Source organism: Pseudorhodobacter antarcticus (assembly GCF_900110135.1).
Taxonomy (GTDB): domain Bacteria; phylum Pseudomonadota; class Alphaproteobacteria; order Rhodobacterales; family Rhodobacteraceae; genus Pseudorhodobacter; species Pseudorhodobacter antarcticus.
The window spans coordinates 40,290-57,538 of the sequence record NZ_FOCO01000005.1 but is presented as its reverse complement, the minus strand read 5'-3'; the positions used below and the strand labels follow the sequence as shown (position 1 = coordinate 57,538).

Annotated in this window: 16 protein-coding genes; 12 read left to right on the top strand and 4 right to left on the bottom strand. The window is 60.8% G+C overall.

What is annotated here, in order from left to right:
* Window positions 1-6 precede the first annotated feature (6 nt).
* The gene (locus tag BMY36_RS03535; protein WP_074818419.1) at window positions 7-1,929 is read left to right on the top strand and encodes an OmpA family protein; all 1,923 of its coding nucleotides are present in this window, start codon (window positions 7-9) and stop codon (window positions 1,927-1,929) included.
* 163 nt (window positions 1,930-2,092) lie between these two features.
* Here the strand turns inward: BMY36_RS03535 and BMY36_RS03530 are convergent, their stop codons facing one another.
* The 4 genes from BMY36_RS03530 to BMY36_RS03515 all read right to left on the bottom strand — a co-directional run bounded on the left by BMY36_RS03530 (window position 2,093) and on the right by BMY36_RS03515 (window position 6,382).
* Window positions 2,093-3,121 carry a nuclear transport factor 2 family protein gene (locus BMY36_RS03530; RefSeq protein WP_050519484.1) on the bottom strand — a complete coding sequence of 343 codons (1,029 nt, stop codon included), beginning with the start codon at window positions 3,119-3,121 and terminating at the stop codon, window positions 2,093-2,095.
* A 5-nt stretch (window positions 3,122-3,126) separates the two neighbouring features.
* Window positions 3,127-4,008, bottom strand: coding sequence for a carbohydrate ABC transporter permease (locus BMY36_RS03525; RefSeq protein ID WP_050519483.1), 882 nt, complete (start codon window positions 4,006-4,008; stop codon window positions 3,127-3,129).
* Window positions 4,009-4,020: 12 nt separating this feature from the next.
* Window positions 4,021-5,043, bottom strand: coding sequence for a carbohydrate ABC transporter permease (locus BMY36_RS03520; RefSeq protein WP_050519482.1), 1,023 nt, complete (start codon window positions 5,041-5,043; stop codon window positions 4,021-4,023).
* 97 nt (window positions 5,044-5,140) lie between these two features.
* Window positions 5,141-6,382: an ABC transporter substrate-binding protein gene (locus tag BMY36_RS03515; protein ID WP_050519481.1), complete on the bottom strand. Its 1,242-nt coding sequence runs from the start codon at window positions 6,380-6,382 to the stop codon at window positions 5,141-5,143.
* 247 nt (window positions 6,383-6,629) lie between these two features.
* Between BMY36_RS03515 and BMY36_RS03510 the strand changes: the two genes are divergently transcribed.
* From BMY36_RS03510 to BMY36_RS03460, 11 genes are read left to right on the top strand one after another with little or no spacing between them, the layout of a single operon-like run.
* Window positions 6,630-7,679: an ABC transporter ATP-binding protein gene (locus BMY36_RS03510; RefSeq protein WP_050519480.1), complete on the top strand. Its 1,050-nt coding sequence runs from the start codon at window positions 6,630-6,632 to the stop codon at window positions 7,677-7,679.
* Window positions 7,680-7,710: 31 nt separating this feature from the next.
* Window positions 7,711-9,018 (top strand): histidinol dehydrogenase, encoded by a 1,308-nt coding sequence (hisD, locus tag BMY36_RS03505; protein WP_050519479.1) that lies wholly within the window; start codon window positions 7,711-7,713, stop codon window positions 9,016-9,018.
* Window positions 9,018-10,037: an ester cyclase gene (locus BMY36_RS03500; RefSeq protein ID WP_082224826.1), complete on the top strand. Its 1,020-nt coding sequence runs from the start codon at window positions 9,018-9,020 to the stop codon at window positions 10,035-10,037. The genes hisD and BMY36_RS03500 overlap by 1 nt, the downstream gene beginning before the upstream one ends.
* Entirely contained in the window at window positions 10,034-10,795 is a 762-nt protein-coding gene (locus tag BMY36_RS03495) for an SDR family NAD(P)-dependent oxidoreductase (protein ID WP_050519478.1), read from the top strand. Before BMY36_RS03500 ends, BMY36_RS03495 begins: the two co-directional genes overlap by 4 nt.
* Window positions 10,795-11,802, top strand: coding sequence for a LacI family DNA-binding transcriptional regulator (locus BMY36_RS03490; protein WP_050519477.1), 1,008 nt, complete (start codon window positions 10,795-10,797; stop codon window positions 11,800-11,802). The genes BMY36_RS03495 and BMY36_RS03490 overlap by 1 nt, the downstream gene beginning before the upstream one ends.
* Window positions 11,799-12,797, top strand: coding sequence for a nuclear transport factor 2 family protein (locus BMY36_RS03485; RefSeq protein WP_050519476.1), 999 nt, complete (start codon window positions 11,799-11,801; stop codon window positions 12,795-12,797). The genes BMY36_RS03490 and BMY36_RS03485 overlap by 4 nt, the downstream gene beginning before the upstream one ends.
* Window positions 12,794-13,771, top strand: coding sequence for a nuclear transport factor 2 family protein (locus BMY36_RS03480; protein ID WP_050519475.1), 978 nt, complete (start codon window positions 12,794-12,796; stop codon window positions 13,769-13,771). The genes BMY36_RS03485 and BMY36_RS03480 overlap by 4 nt, the downstream gene beginning before the upstream one ends.
* Window positions 13,768-14,748 (top strand): cupin domain-containing protein, encoded by a 981-nt coding sequence (locus BMY36_RS03475; protein ID WP_050519474.1) that lies wholly within the window; start codon window positions 13,768-13,770, stop codon window positions 14,746-14,748. The genes BMY36_RS03480 and BMY36_RS03475 overlap by 4 nt, the downstream gene beginning before the upstream one ends.
* The gene (locus BMY36_RS03470) at window positions 14,745-15,872 is read left to right on the top strand and encodes a cobalamin-independent methionine synthase II family protein (protein ID WP_050519473.1); all 1,128 of its coding nucleotides are present in this window, start codon (window positions 14,745-14,747) and stop codon (window positions 15,870-15,872) included. Before BMY36_RS03475 ends, BMY36_RS03470 begins: the two co-directional genes overlap by 4 nt.
* The gene (locus tag BMY36_RS03465) at window positions 15,869-16,555 is read left to right on the top strand and encodes an alpha/beta fold hydrolase (protein ID WP_050519472.1); all 687 of its coding nucleotides are present in this window, start codon (window positions 15,869-15,871) and stop codon (window positions 16,553-16,555) included. The genes BMY36_RS03470 and BMY36_RS03465 overlap by 4 nt, the downstream gene beginning before the upstream one ends.
* Entirely contained in the window at window positions 16,555-17,247 is a 693-nt protein-coding gene (locus BMY36_RS03460; protein WP_050519511.1) for an RraA family protein, read from the top strand. The genes BMY36_RS03465 and BMY36_RS03460 overlap by 1 nt, the downstream gene beginning before the upstream one ends.
* The last annotated feature ends 2 nt before the right edge of the window (window positions 17,248-17,249 follow it).

Below are 17,249 nucleotides of genomic sequence, written 5' to 3'. Positions count from 1 at the left end.
TATGTTATGAACCGATTCCTAAGCTCTACGGCCGCCGTCTCTATTGCTTTGATGAACGTGCAGCCGTGGCCGTTAATGGCCCAAACCCTGACCGATACGGGCAGCGCGATCGCGGTGGATGGCACGGTTTTGTGCGAACCCACCGCCGATGCGCCCTGCGACCCTGCGAACCCAGACCTGACAGCCGCCGCCCAAGCGATTGAGGCCCAACTGGCCGCTGCTGCCGCACAAGCCGCCGCTGAGGCCGAAGCTGCCGCTACCGCGCAGGCCACCGCTGAGGCCGAGGCCGCCGCTGCTGCGCAGGCCACCGCTGAGGCAGAGGCCGCCGCTGCCGCGCAGGCCACCGCTGAGGCAGAGGCCGCCGCTGCCGCGCAGGCCATCGCTGAGGCAGAGGCCGCCGCTGAGGCAGAGGCCGCCACTGCCGCGCAAGCCACCGCTGAGGCAGAGGCCGCCGCTGCTGCGCAGGCTGCGGCTGATGCTGCGGTGGTTCCCGCAGAGGCTGCTCCCGAAGTGACCCCAGAGGCGGCACCGGAGGCGACCGCTGAAACGGTTCCTGAAGCGGCACCTGCCCCGGTTGAGGTGAGCGCTGAGGAAATCGCGGCCCAAGCGGCGGCGCAGGCGGAGGCTGATGCGGCCGCGCGCGCGCAAGCTGAGGCAGAGTTGAAAACCACGGCAGACGGCACCATCATTGACCCCGCAGCAAGCCTGAAAACGGCTAAAGAGGTGATCGACCCCGCAGCCCCCACCGTGGAGGCACCAGTTGTTTCGGAAACTGAAGTGCAAGCCTTGAGCGATTTGTTGGCGGTTGAGGCCCTGGTTGAGGCTGGGACTGGGACAGCGGCGGTCGAAACGGCCGCGCCCACGGCTGCGGCGGCTTTGGTGGATGCGGGCCCGGCCCCTGCGGGTGCAGCCCCGTCCGCCGCTGCCGTGTCCAGCACGACCGAGGTGGTGACTGAGGCCACGACCCGCAGTGCGACCCAGGAATTTACTGCAGCCCCGCAGGTCGTGGCACCGGGCAAAAAGAACCGTTTGTCTGACTTGGAAAAAGCGGGGCTTGTGGTCTTGGGCGGGCTGGCTGTGGGGGCGATCATTAGCAGTGCCAACCGGACCGCGAACGCGCCCCAACAGCAGGTGGTTTCCAACACCGGCGACCGGGTGGTGGTTTTGCAGCCCGATGGGAATTATCAGGTGTTCAAAGATGATGATGCGCTGCTGCGCCGCCCCGGCAATGAGGTGCGGACGGAGACGTTTTCGGACGGGTCCACCCGCACGATTGTTGACCGGGCCGATGGGTCGCAGATTGTGACGATCCGTAATGCGACGGGCCGGGTTTTGCGCCGCGTCCAGTATGATGGGCGGGGTGGGGAACGGTTGTTGATTGATGATCTGGTCCCGGAACGGCCCATCGTGGTGTCGGCCTTGCCGAAGCCACGGGGCCGCCCGGTGGTGATTTCGCCGCGCGATGGGGATGCGGCGATCAAGGCGGCGATTGCGGCGCGCCAAATTGAACAGCTGGGCCGGAACTTTAGTTTGCGGCAGGTGCGGGACATTCCGCAGGTGCGGCGACTGGCGGCGATGATTGATGTGGAGGCGGTGACATTTGCATCGGGATCATCCGCGCTGACGACCGTGCAGGTCGATGCGCTGGCCGATTTGGGGCTGGTGATGCAGGACCTTTTGGATGCCAATCCGGGCGAGGTTTTCTTGGTCGAAGGCCACACGGATGCGGTGGGATCGGGGGCGCTGAATTTGGCGCTGTCGGACCGCCGGGCGGAAACGGTGGCGCTGGCGCTGACCCAGTATTTTGATATTCCGCCCGAAAATATGGTGGTGCAAGGGTATGGCGAGACGGAACTTTTGATCGACACGCAGGCCAATGAGGCGCGCAATCGCCGGGTTGGGGTGCGGGTGATCACGCCCTTGTTGTAAGCGGGATTGCGGGGGTTTTTGCCCCCGCGATTTAGGTGTGATTTGGCCAGTGCATCGCGCGCGATGCGCTGGCCAAACTATTGATTTTATTTCACTTTGATTTTTTTGTTAACTGAATTTTAAGGGGATTGCGGTGCGGTTCGCATCCCGCATCGCGCCTATTTTAGCGTGCCGAAAGTTGCGCTTGGCGGGCCAGAATGTCGAGGCCTTGCATGTTTAGAAAATGCAGCACGTCGATGAAAATCCAGTTTTCCGCCAGCTTTTCCCCATCGCGGCGGTAGATGTCGATCACGCGCATATCGGCGCTGGTCAACCCATTTGCGGGCAGGCCCATGTAGCCGCCTGTGGGGGTAACGCTGAGGTTGGGCCAGCCAAAAAAACCGCCGTAATCGCCTTCGGCCAGTTTTGCGACATGACCGTTGAAGGTGCGATCTTTCAACTGGGTGCGGAAGGGGCGTTGGTGCTGTTCGATATAGCGGTCGATGGTGTAGGTGGCGCCAATACCGTCTGGACCCCACCACAGCATATCATCGTGCCAGCAGTGCGCGAGCTCCTCCCTTGGGGTGGCGTCACGCGGTTTGGCCACATCTTTGGCGGTGGAATTGGCGGCGATGTCACCGATCATGCGGTTGATGAGGGCGAGAGTTTGCGCGCCTACGGTTGGGTCGGTGGGGCCGTAGAGAAGGCCGTCATGGGTCATGGGGCCGGGCTGCACCAGATGCGCGCCGGTTTGATCGGGCAAGGGGCGCAGGCCCGCTTGGTGCATCAAATGAATAAGATCGCAATAAAACGCGGTTTCGACGATTTGGCCGTTTTCCACCCGGTTAAATTCGGAATAGCGCAGCATGGTGATTTTGCGGGTGGCGGGGATGCCGAGGAAAGGCGCGTCCAAGAGGCCCATCAGGTGGCCCATGGAAACGACCCAAGTAGAGGCCCCGCTGTCGATCTGGTTTTTGCCTGCGAAAAACACATCGTCGCGGCGTTGGACGCGTTTCATGGACGCAAGGAACGGCTGCCAGAATGTGGCCGCCACAGCATCGGCCCCCGTCTGTTTGTGGAATGGGTGAAAACCGCGCCACTGCCAATTCGGGCTGGTGCGTTCGGCCAGAATGGCGGCGACAGTTTCCGGGGTGGCGCGCGCCAAAGCGGCGTGATGGGCGCGAACGAGGTCTTTTTCAGTTTGGAAGGTCACGAGGATTAGCCTTTGACAGCGCCAGCGGTGAGGCCGGACACGATTTGACGTTGGAAAAACATGATCAGGATGAACAAGGGGGCGGTGGCCGACACCACGGCGGCGACCGCGAACATAACGTTGCCTTTGGTTTGCGTGGTGCCAAGGAAGCTTGCGATTTTGGGGACCATGGTTTGGTTTTCCTTGGACAAGATCATCGCCGTGACCGCAAAGTCATTATAGGCGAGGAGGAAGGAAAACAGGCCCGTGGTGATGACGCCCGGCCACATGACGGGGATGATGACGCGGCGGAACGCCTGGAAGCGGGTGCAGCCATCGACCATAGCGCTTTCATCCAGATCTTGGGGGATGTTTTTGAAAAACGAGGTGAGCATCCAGAGGGTGAAGGGTTGGTTGATCGCGACCAAAACGATGATGGCGGTGGGGAGATGCCCCCAGAGGTTCCATTCGAAAAACACCGGCAGGTAGCCGGAGACGAGCGTGATGGGGGGCATGGCGCGGAAGATGAGCGCGATGATGAGGAGCCAGAAGGTGTAGCGCTCAGTAGACCGCGAGAGGGCGTAGCCGCCGAGGGTGCCGAGGGTGAGGGAGATGGTGACGACAAACAGGCACACGAGGGTGGTGTTGAAGGTGGCGCGCCAAAATTCTTCTTGCACCCAAGCGCCGTGGTAGCCGTCACCTGTTAGGGCTGCGCCAGTTTCTGCGGTGGTCATCACGCCGAAAACGGCGTTGGCCCAATTGGCCTTGGAGAAAAAGTCGCCTTCGACCTTGAAGCTGCCCCACAGCGTCCACAGGAACGGGAAAGCGGCGATGACCATCCAGAACACCAGAAAGGTGATGGCGAAGACGCGCAGGGCGATGGGTTGGCGTTGACCGATCGTGGACATGAGGCGGGTCCTTTATTTGCGGGCGAAATCGCGCCAGGTGCGGACCAAAACCGGGGTCAGCAGCAGGGCGATGCACAGGATGGTCAGTACGGATGTGGCGGCGGCAGAGGAAAGCTGTTGGGTTTCGCCGCCAAGGTCGTTGTAAATCGCCCATGACAGGGACGTGGCGTGCGCTTGGGCGGAAAAGCTGACGATGGGTTCGAACACGCGGAAGTTATCCATGAGTTGGATGAGGGCGATGAAGGTGGTCAGCGGCAGAAGGTGGGGCAGCACGACATAGCGGATGCGTTCCCACCGGGATGCGCCGTCGACGACCGCCGCCTCTAGGGTTTCTTTGTTCACGGTTTGCAGGCCCGCGTAATAGACGATGAAGGCGAAGGGGGCCGAATGCCAGACGCCGTAGACCATGAGCATGGCCCACATCAAAGGTGTTGACGCCTTGACCGACAGATCCGGGTCGCCCGCCGCCCATTGCAGCAGCGTGCCGACAATGCCGCGCGCATCGACCATCCAAAATAGGATAAGCGAGCCGACGAGGGGGGTGACGATCATGGGCAGCAGCGTGAAGAAAATCAGCGGGCCGCGCAGGGATTTGGCGGCGGAGTTGACGGCGACCGCGATGGCAAAGCCGAAAATGAGCGTGAGGGGGGTGACGATGGCCGTGAAGGTGAGGGTGAAGAACATCGCCTTGTAAAACGGCAGGTTGATGAGGCGGCCGAGGAAATCGGGGAGGCTGGTGGCGGTGGTCCAGGCCTGTGCGACTTCATTGGTGGCCAGATGCCCGCGGTCGAAATAGGTGGTGAGGCCGGCCCAGCGGCCCAGCGGTTCGGCGGCGCGCAGGGCGGCGGTGGCATCGGTGTCGATTTTGGTGCTGTCGGTGCAGCCAAAGGGACCGCAGTTTTGCACGGTGATGATGACCTGTTCATGGGCGACATGCAGCGATTGGATGACGACCGAGACGATGGGAAAGGCGATGAAGAGGAGCATCGCGAGGACGGAGGGGAAGACAAACCAGAAGAATGTTTTGTGTTTCATGGGCTTGCCTTATGTCGGGGGTGGCGTGCGCGGGCAACCGGGGGGCTGCCCGCAGCGGGTTTGGGGTTTGCGCGGGCAAGGTGCCCGCGCGGGGTGCTTACTTCAAAAAGCCTTTTTCGCGGGCGGCGGTGGAATAGGCCGCTTCGGCATCGGCTAGTGCTTGTTCTGCGCTTTCCTTGCCTTGCAGGAAGTCGGCGAGGTTATCACCCAAAGCGGTGTGCAACAGGCCCATGTAGGGCAGCATTGGGTAGGGGGTGGTGCCTGCGGACACAGCGGCCAGCACACCTTCGGACACCGCATCGGGGGTGTAGCCCGCCAGCAGCCACACGGCTTGGTTCATGGTTTCCGGCGTCAGAATGTCCGGCGAGGAGGCGTAGGCCATTGCCTGAAAGGTGGCCGCAGCATCGGCGTCGCTGACGTTTTTGGCGACGGTCCAACCGTCCCACCACAGGGTTGTTGCGGGCGATGTGCCGCCGCCCACGGTCATTGGCCCTGCGACCTTGGTGTTTTCATAGACGACCGGCTCGGACCCCACATCATCCATCAGGTTTTGCATGCGGCTGCCCCACATGTTCATCAACGCGACATTGCCCGCTTCCCATTCCGCTTGGGTGGCGTTGCTGTCATGGGTCAGGAAATCGGGGTTCATGTATTCGGTCAGCGATTTCATCATGTTGAGGGCATCAACACCTTGGGCATTGTTGATCGCCACTTCGGCAGTGCCGGGGACAAAGAACGCGCCGCCGTAGCCCAGATACATGTTCACAAATTCCTGCGCGAGGTTCCAGCCCGCCGCATAGGAGCCGCCCACGGGGTTGGCCATGATGCCTTGGTCGCGGATCAGTTTGGCGGCGGCCAACAGCTCCTCATAGGTTTTTGGCGGTGCAACGCCGATTTGATCAAGGATATCCTTGCGGTAGGCCAGCGTTTGCGCGTTGGCCATGAAGGCCACGGCCATCACCTTGCCATCAATCACGATTTTCTGGCCGTCTGGGATGGCTGCGCCATACATCGCCATCAGATCATCCAAAGGACGAATGACATCTTCGTTGATCAGCGCCACGATGGAGGAGTTGGCGATGATTGCGCTGGAATATTCGGCAGGGTTGCCCTGCATGCCTGCCACGTTGATTTTCTGGTGGTCGGCGGTCAGGTTTGATTTCAGCTCGACACCCGTGGCGGCGCAATCGCCCATGCGTTTAGCAATGGATTGGATTGCGGGAAATTCGTTACCGACAACGCTGATGCGCCCTTCGGTGATGCCGCAGGCGGCCATGGCAGTGGTGCCGTTCAAAAGGGCGATCGCCGTGGCAAAGGCCGCTGTTTTCCAGATCTTCATATGTCGAAACCCTCCGTGTTGATGTCATTGCGCCCATTTTGGGCCGCCCGTTTGGGGCTGATATTGGGTGTTGCAAGACGAATCACACAGATGCTTGCATACGATTGCAATTAAGGCGTGGCCTGTCCCGTTTGGCAAGAAAAATTCTGCGCCGCAGATATTTCTTTTATATCAGCTTAAAAATGCTTGATTGCAATTTTGATTCGGGTCTACAACTTTTGCAAACGTATGCAATTTGGAGGCTGGTATGGCCGAGATTCAACTGCGCAATCTGTCCAAACGCTGGGGCAGTTTTGTGGGCGTGCAGGATTTTAACCTGACCATCCGCGACCGTGAATTTCTGGTGCTGCTGGGCCCATCGGGTTGCGGCAAAACCACGACGATGCGGATGATCGCGGGGCTGGAAGATGCATCGGGCGGCGATATTATTATCGACGGCAAGCGGGTGAACGATCTGGACCCCAAAGACCGCGATGTGGCGATGGTGTTTCAAAGTTACGCGCTGTACCCGAATATGAATGTGTATGAAAACATCCGCTTTCCGTTGAAAGTGCGCAAAGTGCCGGAGGGCGAGCATGACGCGCGGGTGCGGCGGGCCAGTGCGATGGTGGAATTGGATGATTTCTTGCACCGCAAACCCGGCGAATTGTCGGGCGGGCAGCGGCAGCGCGTGGCGCTGGCCCGCGCCGTGGTGCGCGAGCCGAACCTGTTTTTGATGGACGAGCCGCTGTCGAATTTGGACGCGAAACTGCGGGTATCAACGCGGGCGCAGATTAAAAACCTGTCGCACACCCTTAAAACCACCACGATTTATGTGACCCACGACCAGATTGAGGCGATGACGCTGGCCGACCGGGTGGTTGTGATGAACAAGGGCGTGGTGCAGCAAGTGGGCACGCCCACGGAAATTTACGATCGCCCGGCCAATACATTTGTGGCCAGTTTCATTGGCACGCCTGCGATGAATTTGTTGGATGGGGTGATGGCGGGCGGTACGTTTACCGGCAAAAACGTGGTGATTTCTGGCCTTGATGGGGCGGATGGTCCAGTCACGCTGGGCTTTCGCGCCGAGGATGCGAGCCTGTGCGCGGAAGGTGATGCGCAGCTGTCCGCGCCAATTTATGCGCTGGAATTGCTGGGCGATGCCACGATGTTTTCCATCAAGGCAGGACCTGCGTTGGTGTCTGTGAAAGCCGCCAAGGATTTTCGCGCGGAGATTGGCGATATGGTTTATGCCACCATTCCCGCCGCGATTTGCCATTTGTTTGATGCCAAAACGGGAGAGCGGATCGCCTGATCCAGCCCCCAAGAAGTGTAAGGAAATCAAGATGATCACCTATTTGAAGCATGGCAAGCCAGAGGCAGAGCGCGCGGAGGATGATGCGCGCGTGCGCGAGGTTGTGGAAACCACGCTGGCCGATATTGAAGCGCGCGGCGATGTGGCGGTGCGCGAATTGTCCACCAAGTTTGACAATTATACGCCTGCCGCTTTCCGGCTGACCGCGTCTGAGATTGAAGCGGCGATGCAAAAGGTATCGGCCCGCGATATGGACGATATTCGCTTTGCCCAAGTGCAAATTCGGCGGTTTGCGGAGGTGCAGCGGGCATCAATGACCGATGTGGAGGTGGAAACCCTGCCGGGCGTTGTGCTAGGGCATCGCAACATTCCGGTGCAATCGGTGGGGTGTTACGTGCCCGGCGGCAAATTTCCCATGGTCGCATCGGCGCACATGTCGGTTTTGACCGCATCGGTGGCGGGCGTGCCGCGGATTGTGGCATCCGCCCCCCCGGTGAACGGCGAACCGCACCCCGCGATTGTGGCCGCGATGCACATGGGCGGCGCGCATGAGATTTTGGTGCTGGGCGGGATGCAGGCCGTGGGCGCGATGGCGATTGGGACCGAAAGTATTGAGCCGGTGCATATGTTGGTGGGCCCCGGCAACGCGTTTGTGGCGGAGGCGAAGCGGCAATTGTACGGCCGCGTAGGCATTGATTTGTTTGCCGGCCCGACCGAGACGATGGTGATCGCGGATGAAACTGTCGATGCGGAGATGTGTGCAACCGATTTGCTGGGGCAAGCGGAGCATGGGTATAACTCGCCCGCTGTTTTGGTGACCAACAGCCGGAAACTGGCAGAGGCGACACTGGCCGAGATTGAGCGGTTGTTGTTGATTTTGCCGACGGCGGCGACCGCATCGGTATCCTGGCGCGATTATGGTGAGGTGATTGTTTGCGATACGTATGACGAGATGTTGGCGGTCGCCAATGACATCGCGTCCGAGCATGTGCAGGTGATGACCGACCGCGATGATTGGTTTTTGGAGCATATGCACAGCTATGGCGCGCTGTTTTTGGGGGCGCGGACCAACGTGGCGAATGGCGATAAGGTGATTGGGACGAACCACACGCTGCCGACCAAAAAGGCGGGGCGGTATACGGGGGGGCTGTGGGTTGGCAAGTTTTTGAAAACCCATAGTTATCAGCGCATTACCACGGATGCGGCGGCGGCGATGATTGGGGAATATGGCAGCCGTTTGTGTATGCTGGAGGGGTTTGTGGGCCATGCGGAGCAGTGCAATGTGCGCGTGCGGCGCTATGGCGGGCGCAATGTGCCATATGGGGCGGCGGCAGAATGATGTCGCCTGAAGATTTGAAAGCGTTGATTGCACCCTATTTGGCGGCGCTGGAGGGGGATTTGGACGGCGCGGTGGATGCGCTGTTTGCGCCGGATGCTGACGTGAAGCTGTGCCACCCTTTGGGCGGTGGCGTGGGCGGTGCTGCGCTGTTGGCGGCGTTTGGGCCGTTGCGCGCGGCGGTGCCGGACCTAGAACGCCGCGATGTGATTGTGCTGGCCGGAACCTCGCCCGAGGGGGCCGATTGGATTGGCACCTGCGGCAATTACATGGGCACGTTTTTGGCGCCGTGGCTGGGGATTAGGCCGACGGGCCATTTGGTGCATATGCGGTACCACGAGTTTTTCCGGGTGGTGGATGGCCGCGTGGTGGAAATGCAGGCGATCTGGGACATCCCCGAGGTGATGATGCAGGCCGGGGTGTGGCCGATGGTGCCGCAGCTGGGCGCGTATTTGTGTACGCCGGGGCCTATGACGCAAGATGGGTTGACTGCATCGGGGGATGGGTCTGCGACGATGCAGCATGTGCTCGATATGCTGACAGCGCTGTGCAAACACCCGAAAGAGCCAGCCGAGGCGATGGAGTTGGGGCGGTTTTGGCATCCGAAATTCAACTGGTACGGGCCTGCGGGTGTTGGCACGGCGCGGGGGATTTCGGGGTTTCGCCATTGGCACCAAATTCCGTTTTTGCAAGCGATGCCGGACCGGGGGTTGGACCCAGACGGCTTGATGTCGCATTGGGTGGCGCAGGGGAATTATGTTTGCGAAACCGGCTGGCCGAACATGCGGTTGACGATTACGCAAGATGGCTGGTTGGGGATACCGCCAGCGGGGCAGCAGATCACGCTGCGAAGCTTGGATTTTTGGCGGATGCAGGATGGGTTGATCCGCGAAAACTGGGTGTTGTTTGACGTGCTGGATATGTATGCGCAACTGGGCGTGGATGTGTTGGCGCGCATGGCGATGTTCAATAAGGCGCGGAATATGGGCGCGGTTGAGATCAGTTCGGGGGTGCCCGCATGACCTTGCCCCGCACCCCATCGTTTCGGCTGGACGGCAAGCGCGCGCTGGTGACGGGGGCATCATCGGGCATTGGCCAGGCTTGTGCGGTAGCGCTGGCGGAGGTGGGGGCGCATGTTGTCTGTGCGGCGCGCGGATTGGATAAGTTGCAAGCCACCGTCGACGCCATGACCGCGCAGGGATGGTCCGCTGAGGCGTTGGCGCTTGATATCGCTGACCTTGACGCGCTGACCCAAGCGATGAAAGGGCAATGCTTTGACGTTGTCGTAAACTCTGCCGGGTTGGCGCGCCACAGCCCTGCCTTGCAAACCCAGCCCGACGATTATGACGCCGTGATGAACCTGAACCTTCGGGCGGCCTACTTCCTGTCTGTCGGGGCGGCGCATGGGATGGTGGCACGGGGCAAAGGCGGGTCGATCATCCATATTGGCAGTCAGATGGGCCATGTTGGCGGGATTGATCGCGCGCTTTATTGCGCGTCCAAACATGGGCTGGAAGGCATGGTCAAGGCGATGGCCGTTGAATGGGGGCCGCATCAGATCCGGATAAACACGCTGTGCCCCACCTTCATTCGCACACCGCTGGCCGAGCAAACGCTGGCCATTCCGGAGCGTCGCAAATGGATTGAGGAAAAGATCAAGCTGGGGCGCGTGGGTGAGGTAGAGGATATTATGGGCGGCGTCGTGTACCTTGCAACCGATGCGTCCGCTTTGGTCACCGGGTCCAGCCTTTTGATTGACGGGGGTTGGACGGCGGATTGATGTTGGAGGCCAAGGTCACCAGTCAGGATGTGGCGCGGTTGGCGGGCGTCAGCCAATCGGCGGTCAGCCGGGTGTTTACGCCTGGCGCATCGGCCAGCAAGGCCACGATTGCCAAAGTGCGGGCTGCCGCCGAGCAATTGGGATACCGCCCCAACCCGCTGGCGCGCGCGATGATTACAGGCAAAAGCCGGATTATCGGCTTGGTTGTGGCCTATTTGGACAACCAGTTTTATCCGGCGGCGTTGGAACGGTTGTCGAACGCGTTGCAGGATAAGGGGTATCATATCCTCGTGTTTACCGCCGCCAATTCGCAGGACGGGATTGAACGGGTGATCAACGATCTGATGGATTATCAGGTGGATGGGATTATCACGGCATCGGTCGCCATGTCATCGGATTTGACGGCGCGTTGTGCGGGGGCGGGGATTCCGGTGGTGCTGTTCAACCGGGGGCAACCGGGGGCTGGGTTATCCTCCGTCACCTCCGCCAACGTCGAAGGTGGGCGCAAAGTGGCGCGGTTTTTGGTCGGCGCGGGGCATTCACAGATTGCGCATATCGCGGGGTGGCAAGGGGCGTTGACGGGCCGCGACCGCCAGCGCGGGTTTGTGGAAGGGTTGGCGGATTTGGGAGTTGAGGCTTGTGGGTTGATCGACGGCATGTATGACCGCGACACGGCAGCGGCGGCGGCCCGTGTGCTGTTGGACGGGGCCGCCCCCCCGACTGCGATCTTTGTGGGCAATGACCATATGGCGTTCGCGGTGATCGACCAAGCGCGCGCGATGGGGCGTGTGGTGGGGCGCGATGTGGCGATTGTGGGCTATGATGATGTGCCGCTGGCGGCCTGGGGGGCGTATGATTTGACCACCGTGCGCCAGCCGTTGAACCGGATGGTGGAGGCGACTGTGGAGACGCTGTTAGCGCAAATCGCCGACCCGGCGCGCGCATCGCAACAGATTGAAATTGACGGGCCGCTGGTGGTGCGCACGTCCGCGCGGGGGGAGATATGAAGGGGTTTGATGCGAAATGGCGCGATGTGCCACATTATATCAACGGGATTACCTACGACATTTGGGAGGGGCGCCAGATTGGGGCCTTGCGCCAGTTATACGCGCCGGGGTTGATTGTACGCTCGCCCGCATCGGTGGTGGTGGACAATTCGGGGGTGATTGCCGCGACACTTGCCACGCTGGCCGAATTTCCCGACCGCGAATTGCTGGGCGAGGATGTGATTTGGTGCGACGACCCGGAGGGGGCGACGGCGACATCGGATGCGTATTTGTCGTCGCATCGGTTGATGTGTACGGCGACCCATGCGCAAGCGGGGGCTTATGGTGCGCCCACGGGGGCCAAGCTGCGCTACCGGATTTTGGCGGATTGCGCGATTAGGGATGGCGCCGTGTATGACGAATGGCTGGTGCGCGACCAAGCGGCGATTGTGGGGCAGATGGGCCATGATCTGGTCGATTGGGTGCGCGCGCAGATTGGGCGTGAAGGCGGGGCGGCGGGGTGTGTGAAGCCGATGACGCCGGAGACGGACGTGCCGGGGCCGTATACGCGGCGCGGCAATTCGGACGCGTGGGGGGCGCGGTATTCGGGGGTGATTTCGCGGTTGATGGCGGGGGAATTGGACGTGGTGCCATCCGGCTATGCGCGGGCGGCGAATTTGCATTATGCGGGCGGGGTCGATGCCTTTGGCTGGCGCGGGGCGGATGCGTTTTGGATTGGGTTGCGGGCGGCGTTTCCGTTCGCCACGTTTAAGGTGGAGCATGTGGTGGGGCGTGCGGATGCACTGTGCCCGCCGCGCGCCGCCGTGCGCTGGTCGCTGCATGGTGCCCATTCGGGCTGGGGGCGGTTTGGCGTGCCATCGGGCGCGCAGGTGTATGTCATGGGCATATGCCACGCCGAATTTGACGCGGAGGGGGCCATTCGGCGCGAATTTGCGCTGATTGACGACACCGCAATATGGAAACAGATTTTATTACATACAGGAGCCCACGCATGAAGGGTTTTTCACAAGAATACAGCGACTTGCCAGATTACATCCTAAAAATCACCAAGGAGATTTGGGAGGATCGGGGGCTGTCCACGCTGCATAGATATTATGCGCCCGACCTGCCGATGCGGTTTCCATCGGGTGTTGTGACGGGCAACCGTGCGGTGATTGACGGCACATTGGCGACGCTGGCGGAGTTTCCAGACCGCCAATTGCTGGGCGAAGATGTGATTTGGTCGGGTGACGATGAGGTGGGTTTTTTATCGTCGCACCGCAACGTCAGCACCGGGACGCACACCGGGCACGGGATTTACGGCCCCCCCACCGGGCGCAAATTTGTGGCGCGCGCGATTGCGGACTGCGCGGCCAAGGACAACGTGATTTACGACGAATGGTTGATCCGCGATGCGGGCGGGATTGTGCGGCAGTTGGGGATGAAGCCGAAACGCTTTGCCCGCGACCAGATCAAGCGTGAGGGCGGGGCTGACCGTGCCGTGCGGCCGTTCCATCCGCGCGATGATGTGCAGGGCGGCTATGTGTCGCGCGGCAATGATAATGAATGGGGGGCGCGACTGGCCGATATTCTGACCCGGATTATGGAGAAGGATTTCACCGTGTTTCGCCATGAATACGACCGCGCCTGCCGGGTGGAGCATCCGGGGGCTGTTGGCGGCTGGTCGTTTGATTTTGTGGAGACGGAATGGATGCGGCTGCGGTCCTCCTTTCCCACCGCCACGTTTGACATTCACCATCAGATTGGGCGGTCCGATACCGCCCAACCCCACCGCGCCGCTGTGCGGTGGTCGCTGACGGGCAAACATTCCGGCTTTGGCGCCTTTGGGGCACCAACGGGCGCAGAGGTGCATATCATGGGCATCACCCACGCCGAATTTGGGCCGTTCGGCCTGCGCCGCGAATTCACCCTGTGGGATGAGGTCGCGATCTGGAAACAAATTCACCTGCATACGGGAGCTTGCGAATGACACCTACTGAGATGGAAAGCCGCATTGTACGTTACGGCGATTTGCGCCCCTGCAAGACCGCGTTTATTGACGCGCATACGCCGGGCAGCGACCAAAAGGAAAACTTTACCGTCATTGGCGGCGGCGTTTCCGAAAGCGCGGACCAGCATGTGCATATTGGCATCCCGCATGGGTTCAACATTGGGGCAGCCGGCCAGCCGCCGAAATGCCGCAACAGCCTGCACAGCCACCGCACGGCAGAGGTGTTTTTCGTACTGAAAGGCCGTTGGCGGTTTTTCTGGGGGCGCTGGGGGACCGCAGGCGAAGTGGTGCTGGAGGAAGGCGATATCATCAACATTCCCACCGGCATTTTTCGCGGATTTGAAAATATCGGCACCGATTACGGGATGATTATGGCCGTTTTGGGCGGCGATGATGCGGGCGGCGGCGTGATTTGGGCCCCGCAAGTGATTGAGGATGCGGCGGGGCATGGCTTGGTTCTGGGGCAAAATGGCAAGCTCTATGATACCAAAAAGGGGCAGGCCTTGCCCAGTGGTGTCGGGCCGATGCCGGTTTTGAATGATGCGGAATTGGCGGGGTATCCTGAGCCGACCACGGCCGATGTGGTGCCGCATTATGTGGCTCGGTATTACGATTTGTATGCGCTGGCGGACCGCACACCTGCGGTGGTGATTGGCGAGAATGGCAAACTGCGCGACAAGCCGGGGTTTGAGGTGTCGTTTGTCACACGCGGTTCGGCGTGGGATGATTTGCGCGCCTATCCCCGGCCATCGGTTTTGATGCCGATGCGCGGGCATTGGCGGGTGACCTGGGGCGAAGGTTCGGCCACTTTGGCGCCGGGTGACACGATGTCGGTGCCGGAAAATGTGGCCTATAGTCTGGCGCCGTCGATGACTGGCGAGGCGTCACTGTATCATGTGGTGGCAACCAAAGACCCGGCAGGGGCCACATGGAATTTGAAAGGGACAGCAGCATGAGCCAGATTTTGACAACCCATGTGGGGTCACTGCCGCGCAGCCAAGAGGTTGTGGATTTCATCTTTGCCCGCGAACGCAAACAGCCGTTTGTGCAGGCAGAATTTGACGTGGCAATGACGCGGGCGGTGGCGGAGACTGTGAAAAAGCAAGTGGCGGCGGGGGTTGGGATTGTTTCTGATGGGGAAACATCGAAGATCAGCTATGCCACCTATGTCAAGGACCGCTACACGGGTTTTGATGGCGACAGCCCGCGCAATGCGCCCGCGGATTTGAAGCTGTTTCCCACCTATTTGGCGCGGTTGGCCAATGATGGGGGCACGCCGAAATATGCGCGGCCCATGTGCGTGGGCGAGGTGACATCCAAAGGCCAAGGCGAATTGGAAAAGGATATTTCCAATTTGCAGGCGGCGATGACGGCGCATGGGGCCAGCCGTGGCTTTATGAACGCGGCCAGCCCTGGGGTGATTTCACTGTTCTTGCAAAACGACCATTACAAAACGCGCGAGGCGTATTTGGCCGCATTGGCCGATGCGATGAAGGCAGAATATGAAACCATTGTGGCGTCGGGCTTGGATTTGCAGCTCGATTGCCCCGACTTGGCGCTGTCGCGGCATATGCTGTTCAATGATCTGACTGATGCCGAATTTTTGAAAGTTGCGGCGGGCAACGTAGAGGCGTTGAACCACGCCTTATCAGGGATTCCGGCGGAAAAAGTGCGCGTGCATATTTGCTGGGGCAATTATGAAGGGCCGCATGTTTGCGACATTCCGATGGCGAAAATGTTTGACACGCTGATGGCGGTGGATGCGCAGTATTTGCTGTTTGAGACGTCGAACCCGCGCCACGGCCATGAATGGGCAGTGTTTCGCGACCGGGCGGCGGATATTCCCGATGGGAAAATTCTGGTGCCGGGCGTGGTGGATACGACGACGAATTTTGTCGAACACCCGGAATTGGTGGCGCAGCGGTTGGCGCGGTTTGTCGATATTGTGGGCGCGGACCGGGTGATTGCGGGGTCCGATTGCGGGTTTGGCACATTTGCGGGCTTTGGGTCGGTGGACCCCGATATCGCCTATGCCAAGCTGGGCGCGCTGGCCGAAGGGGCGGCGTTGGCGTCAAAATGACACCGCTGGTTTTGCTGCCCGGCATGATGTGCGATGCGCGGTTGTTTGCACCGCAAGTGGCGGCGTTGGCGGGCTATGCGCCGCGCGTGATTGTGTCCACACAGGATACAGTGGCAGGGATGGCGGCGGCGGTTTTGGCTGCTGCCCCGCCCCGGTTCGCGCTGGCGGGCCTGTCGATGGGCGGGATTGTGGCAATGGAAGTTGTGGCGCAAGCACCGGGCCGCGTGGACCGTTTGGCGTTGTTGGACACGAATCCCCGCAGCGAGTTGCCAGCGGTGGCCTTGCTGCGCGAGGGGCAGGTCGCGCGGGCGGTGGCGGGCGATTTGGAAGGGGTTTTGCGCGAAGATATGAAGCCAAATTATTTGGCCGATGGACCGCAGGCCCCTGCCCTGCTGGATTTGTGCATGGATATGGCGTTGGGGCTGGGCGTGGATGTGTTTGTGAACCAATCGCGGGCGCTGGCGGGGCGCAGCGACAGGCGCGCGGTTTTGGCCGATTACACGCGGCCTGCGCTGGTGTTGATGGGGGAGGAAGATCGTTTGTGCCCCCGCGCCCGACACGACGAAATGCACGCGTTGATGCCGCAATCGCGGTTGGAAATTATCGCTGGCGCGGGGCATTTGCCCACGCTGGAAAACCCGGAACACACAACGGCGGCGCTGGCCAGCTGGATGGAGGCATGATGGACAACGCATTGATAACCCTGTTGAAATCGGTGGACACCCCCACGGTTTGCAACGCGATTGAAGTGGCCCAAGGCAAGCGCGGGTTCAACGCCTTTACGCGCGGGACCATGTTGGCATCGGACCCCAAAGGGGTGATTGTCGGCTACGCCGTGACGGCGCAGATTGCGGCATTGGCCCCCCCGACCGAGGATGCGGCGGTGATACGCGCGCGGCGCATGGACTATTACAAAGCGATGGCGCAGGGCGGTGCGGGGGCGGTCGCGGTGGTGGAGGATTTGGATTATCCCCATTGCATCGGCGCCTATTGGGGCGAGGTGAACACGACCATTCACAAAGGCTTTGGCATGGCGGGCGCGCTGACCAATGGGGTGATGCGTGATCTGGGCGATTTGGCGGCGGATTTTCCGGTGGTGGCAGGCTCGATCGGGCCAAGCCACGGGTTTGTGCATGTGCGCTCGGTCAACCAGCCCATTCGGATTATGGGGATGGACGTGCGGCCCGGCGATTTTATCCATGCCGACCGTCATGGTGCTGCGGTGGTGCCGCCCGATGTGATTGGGCAATTGGCAGCGGCGATTGCCAAGATGCAGGCCACAGAAAAGCTGGTGCTGGACCCGGCGCGGGGGCCGGGGTTTGATTTTGCGGCGTTTGAGGCGGCGTGGCTGGCGTTTGAGGCGGCCCGCGTGTAACG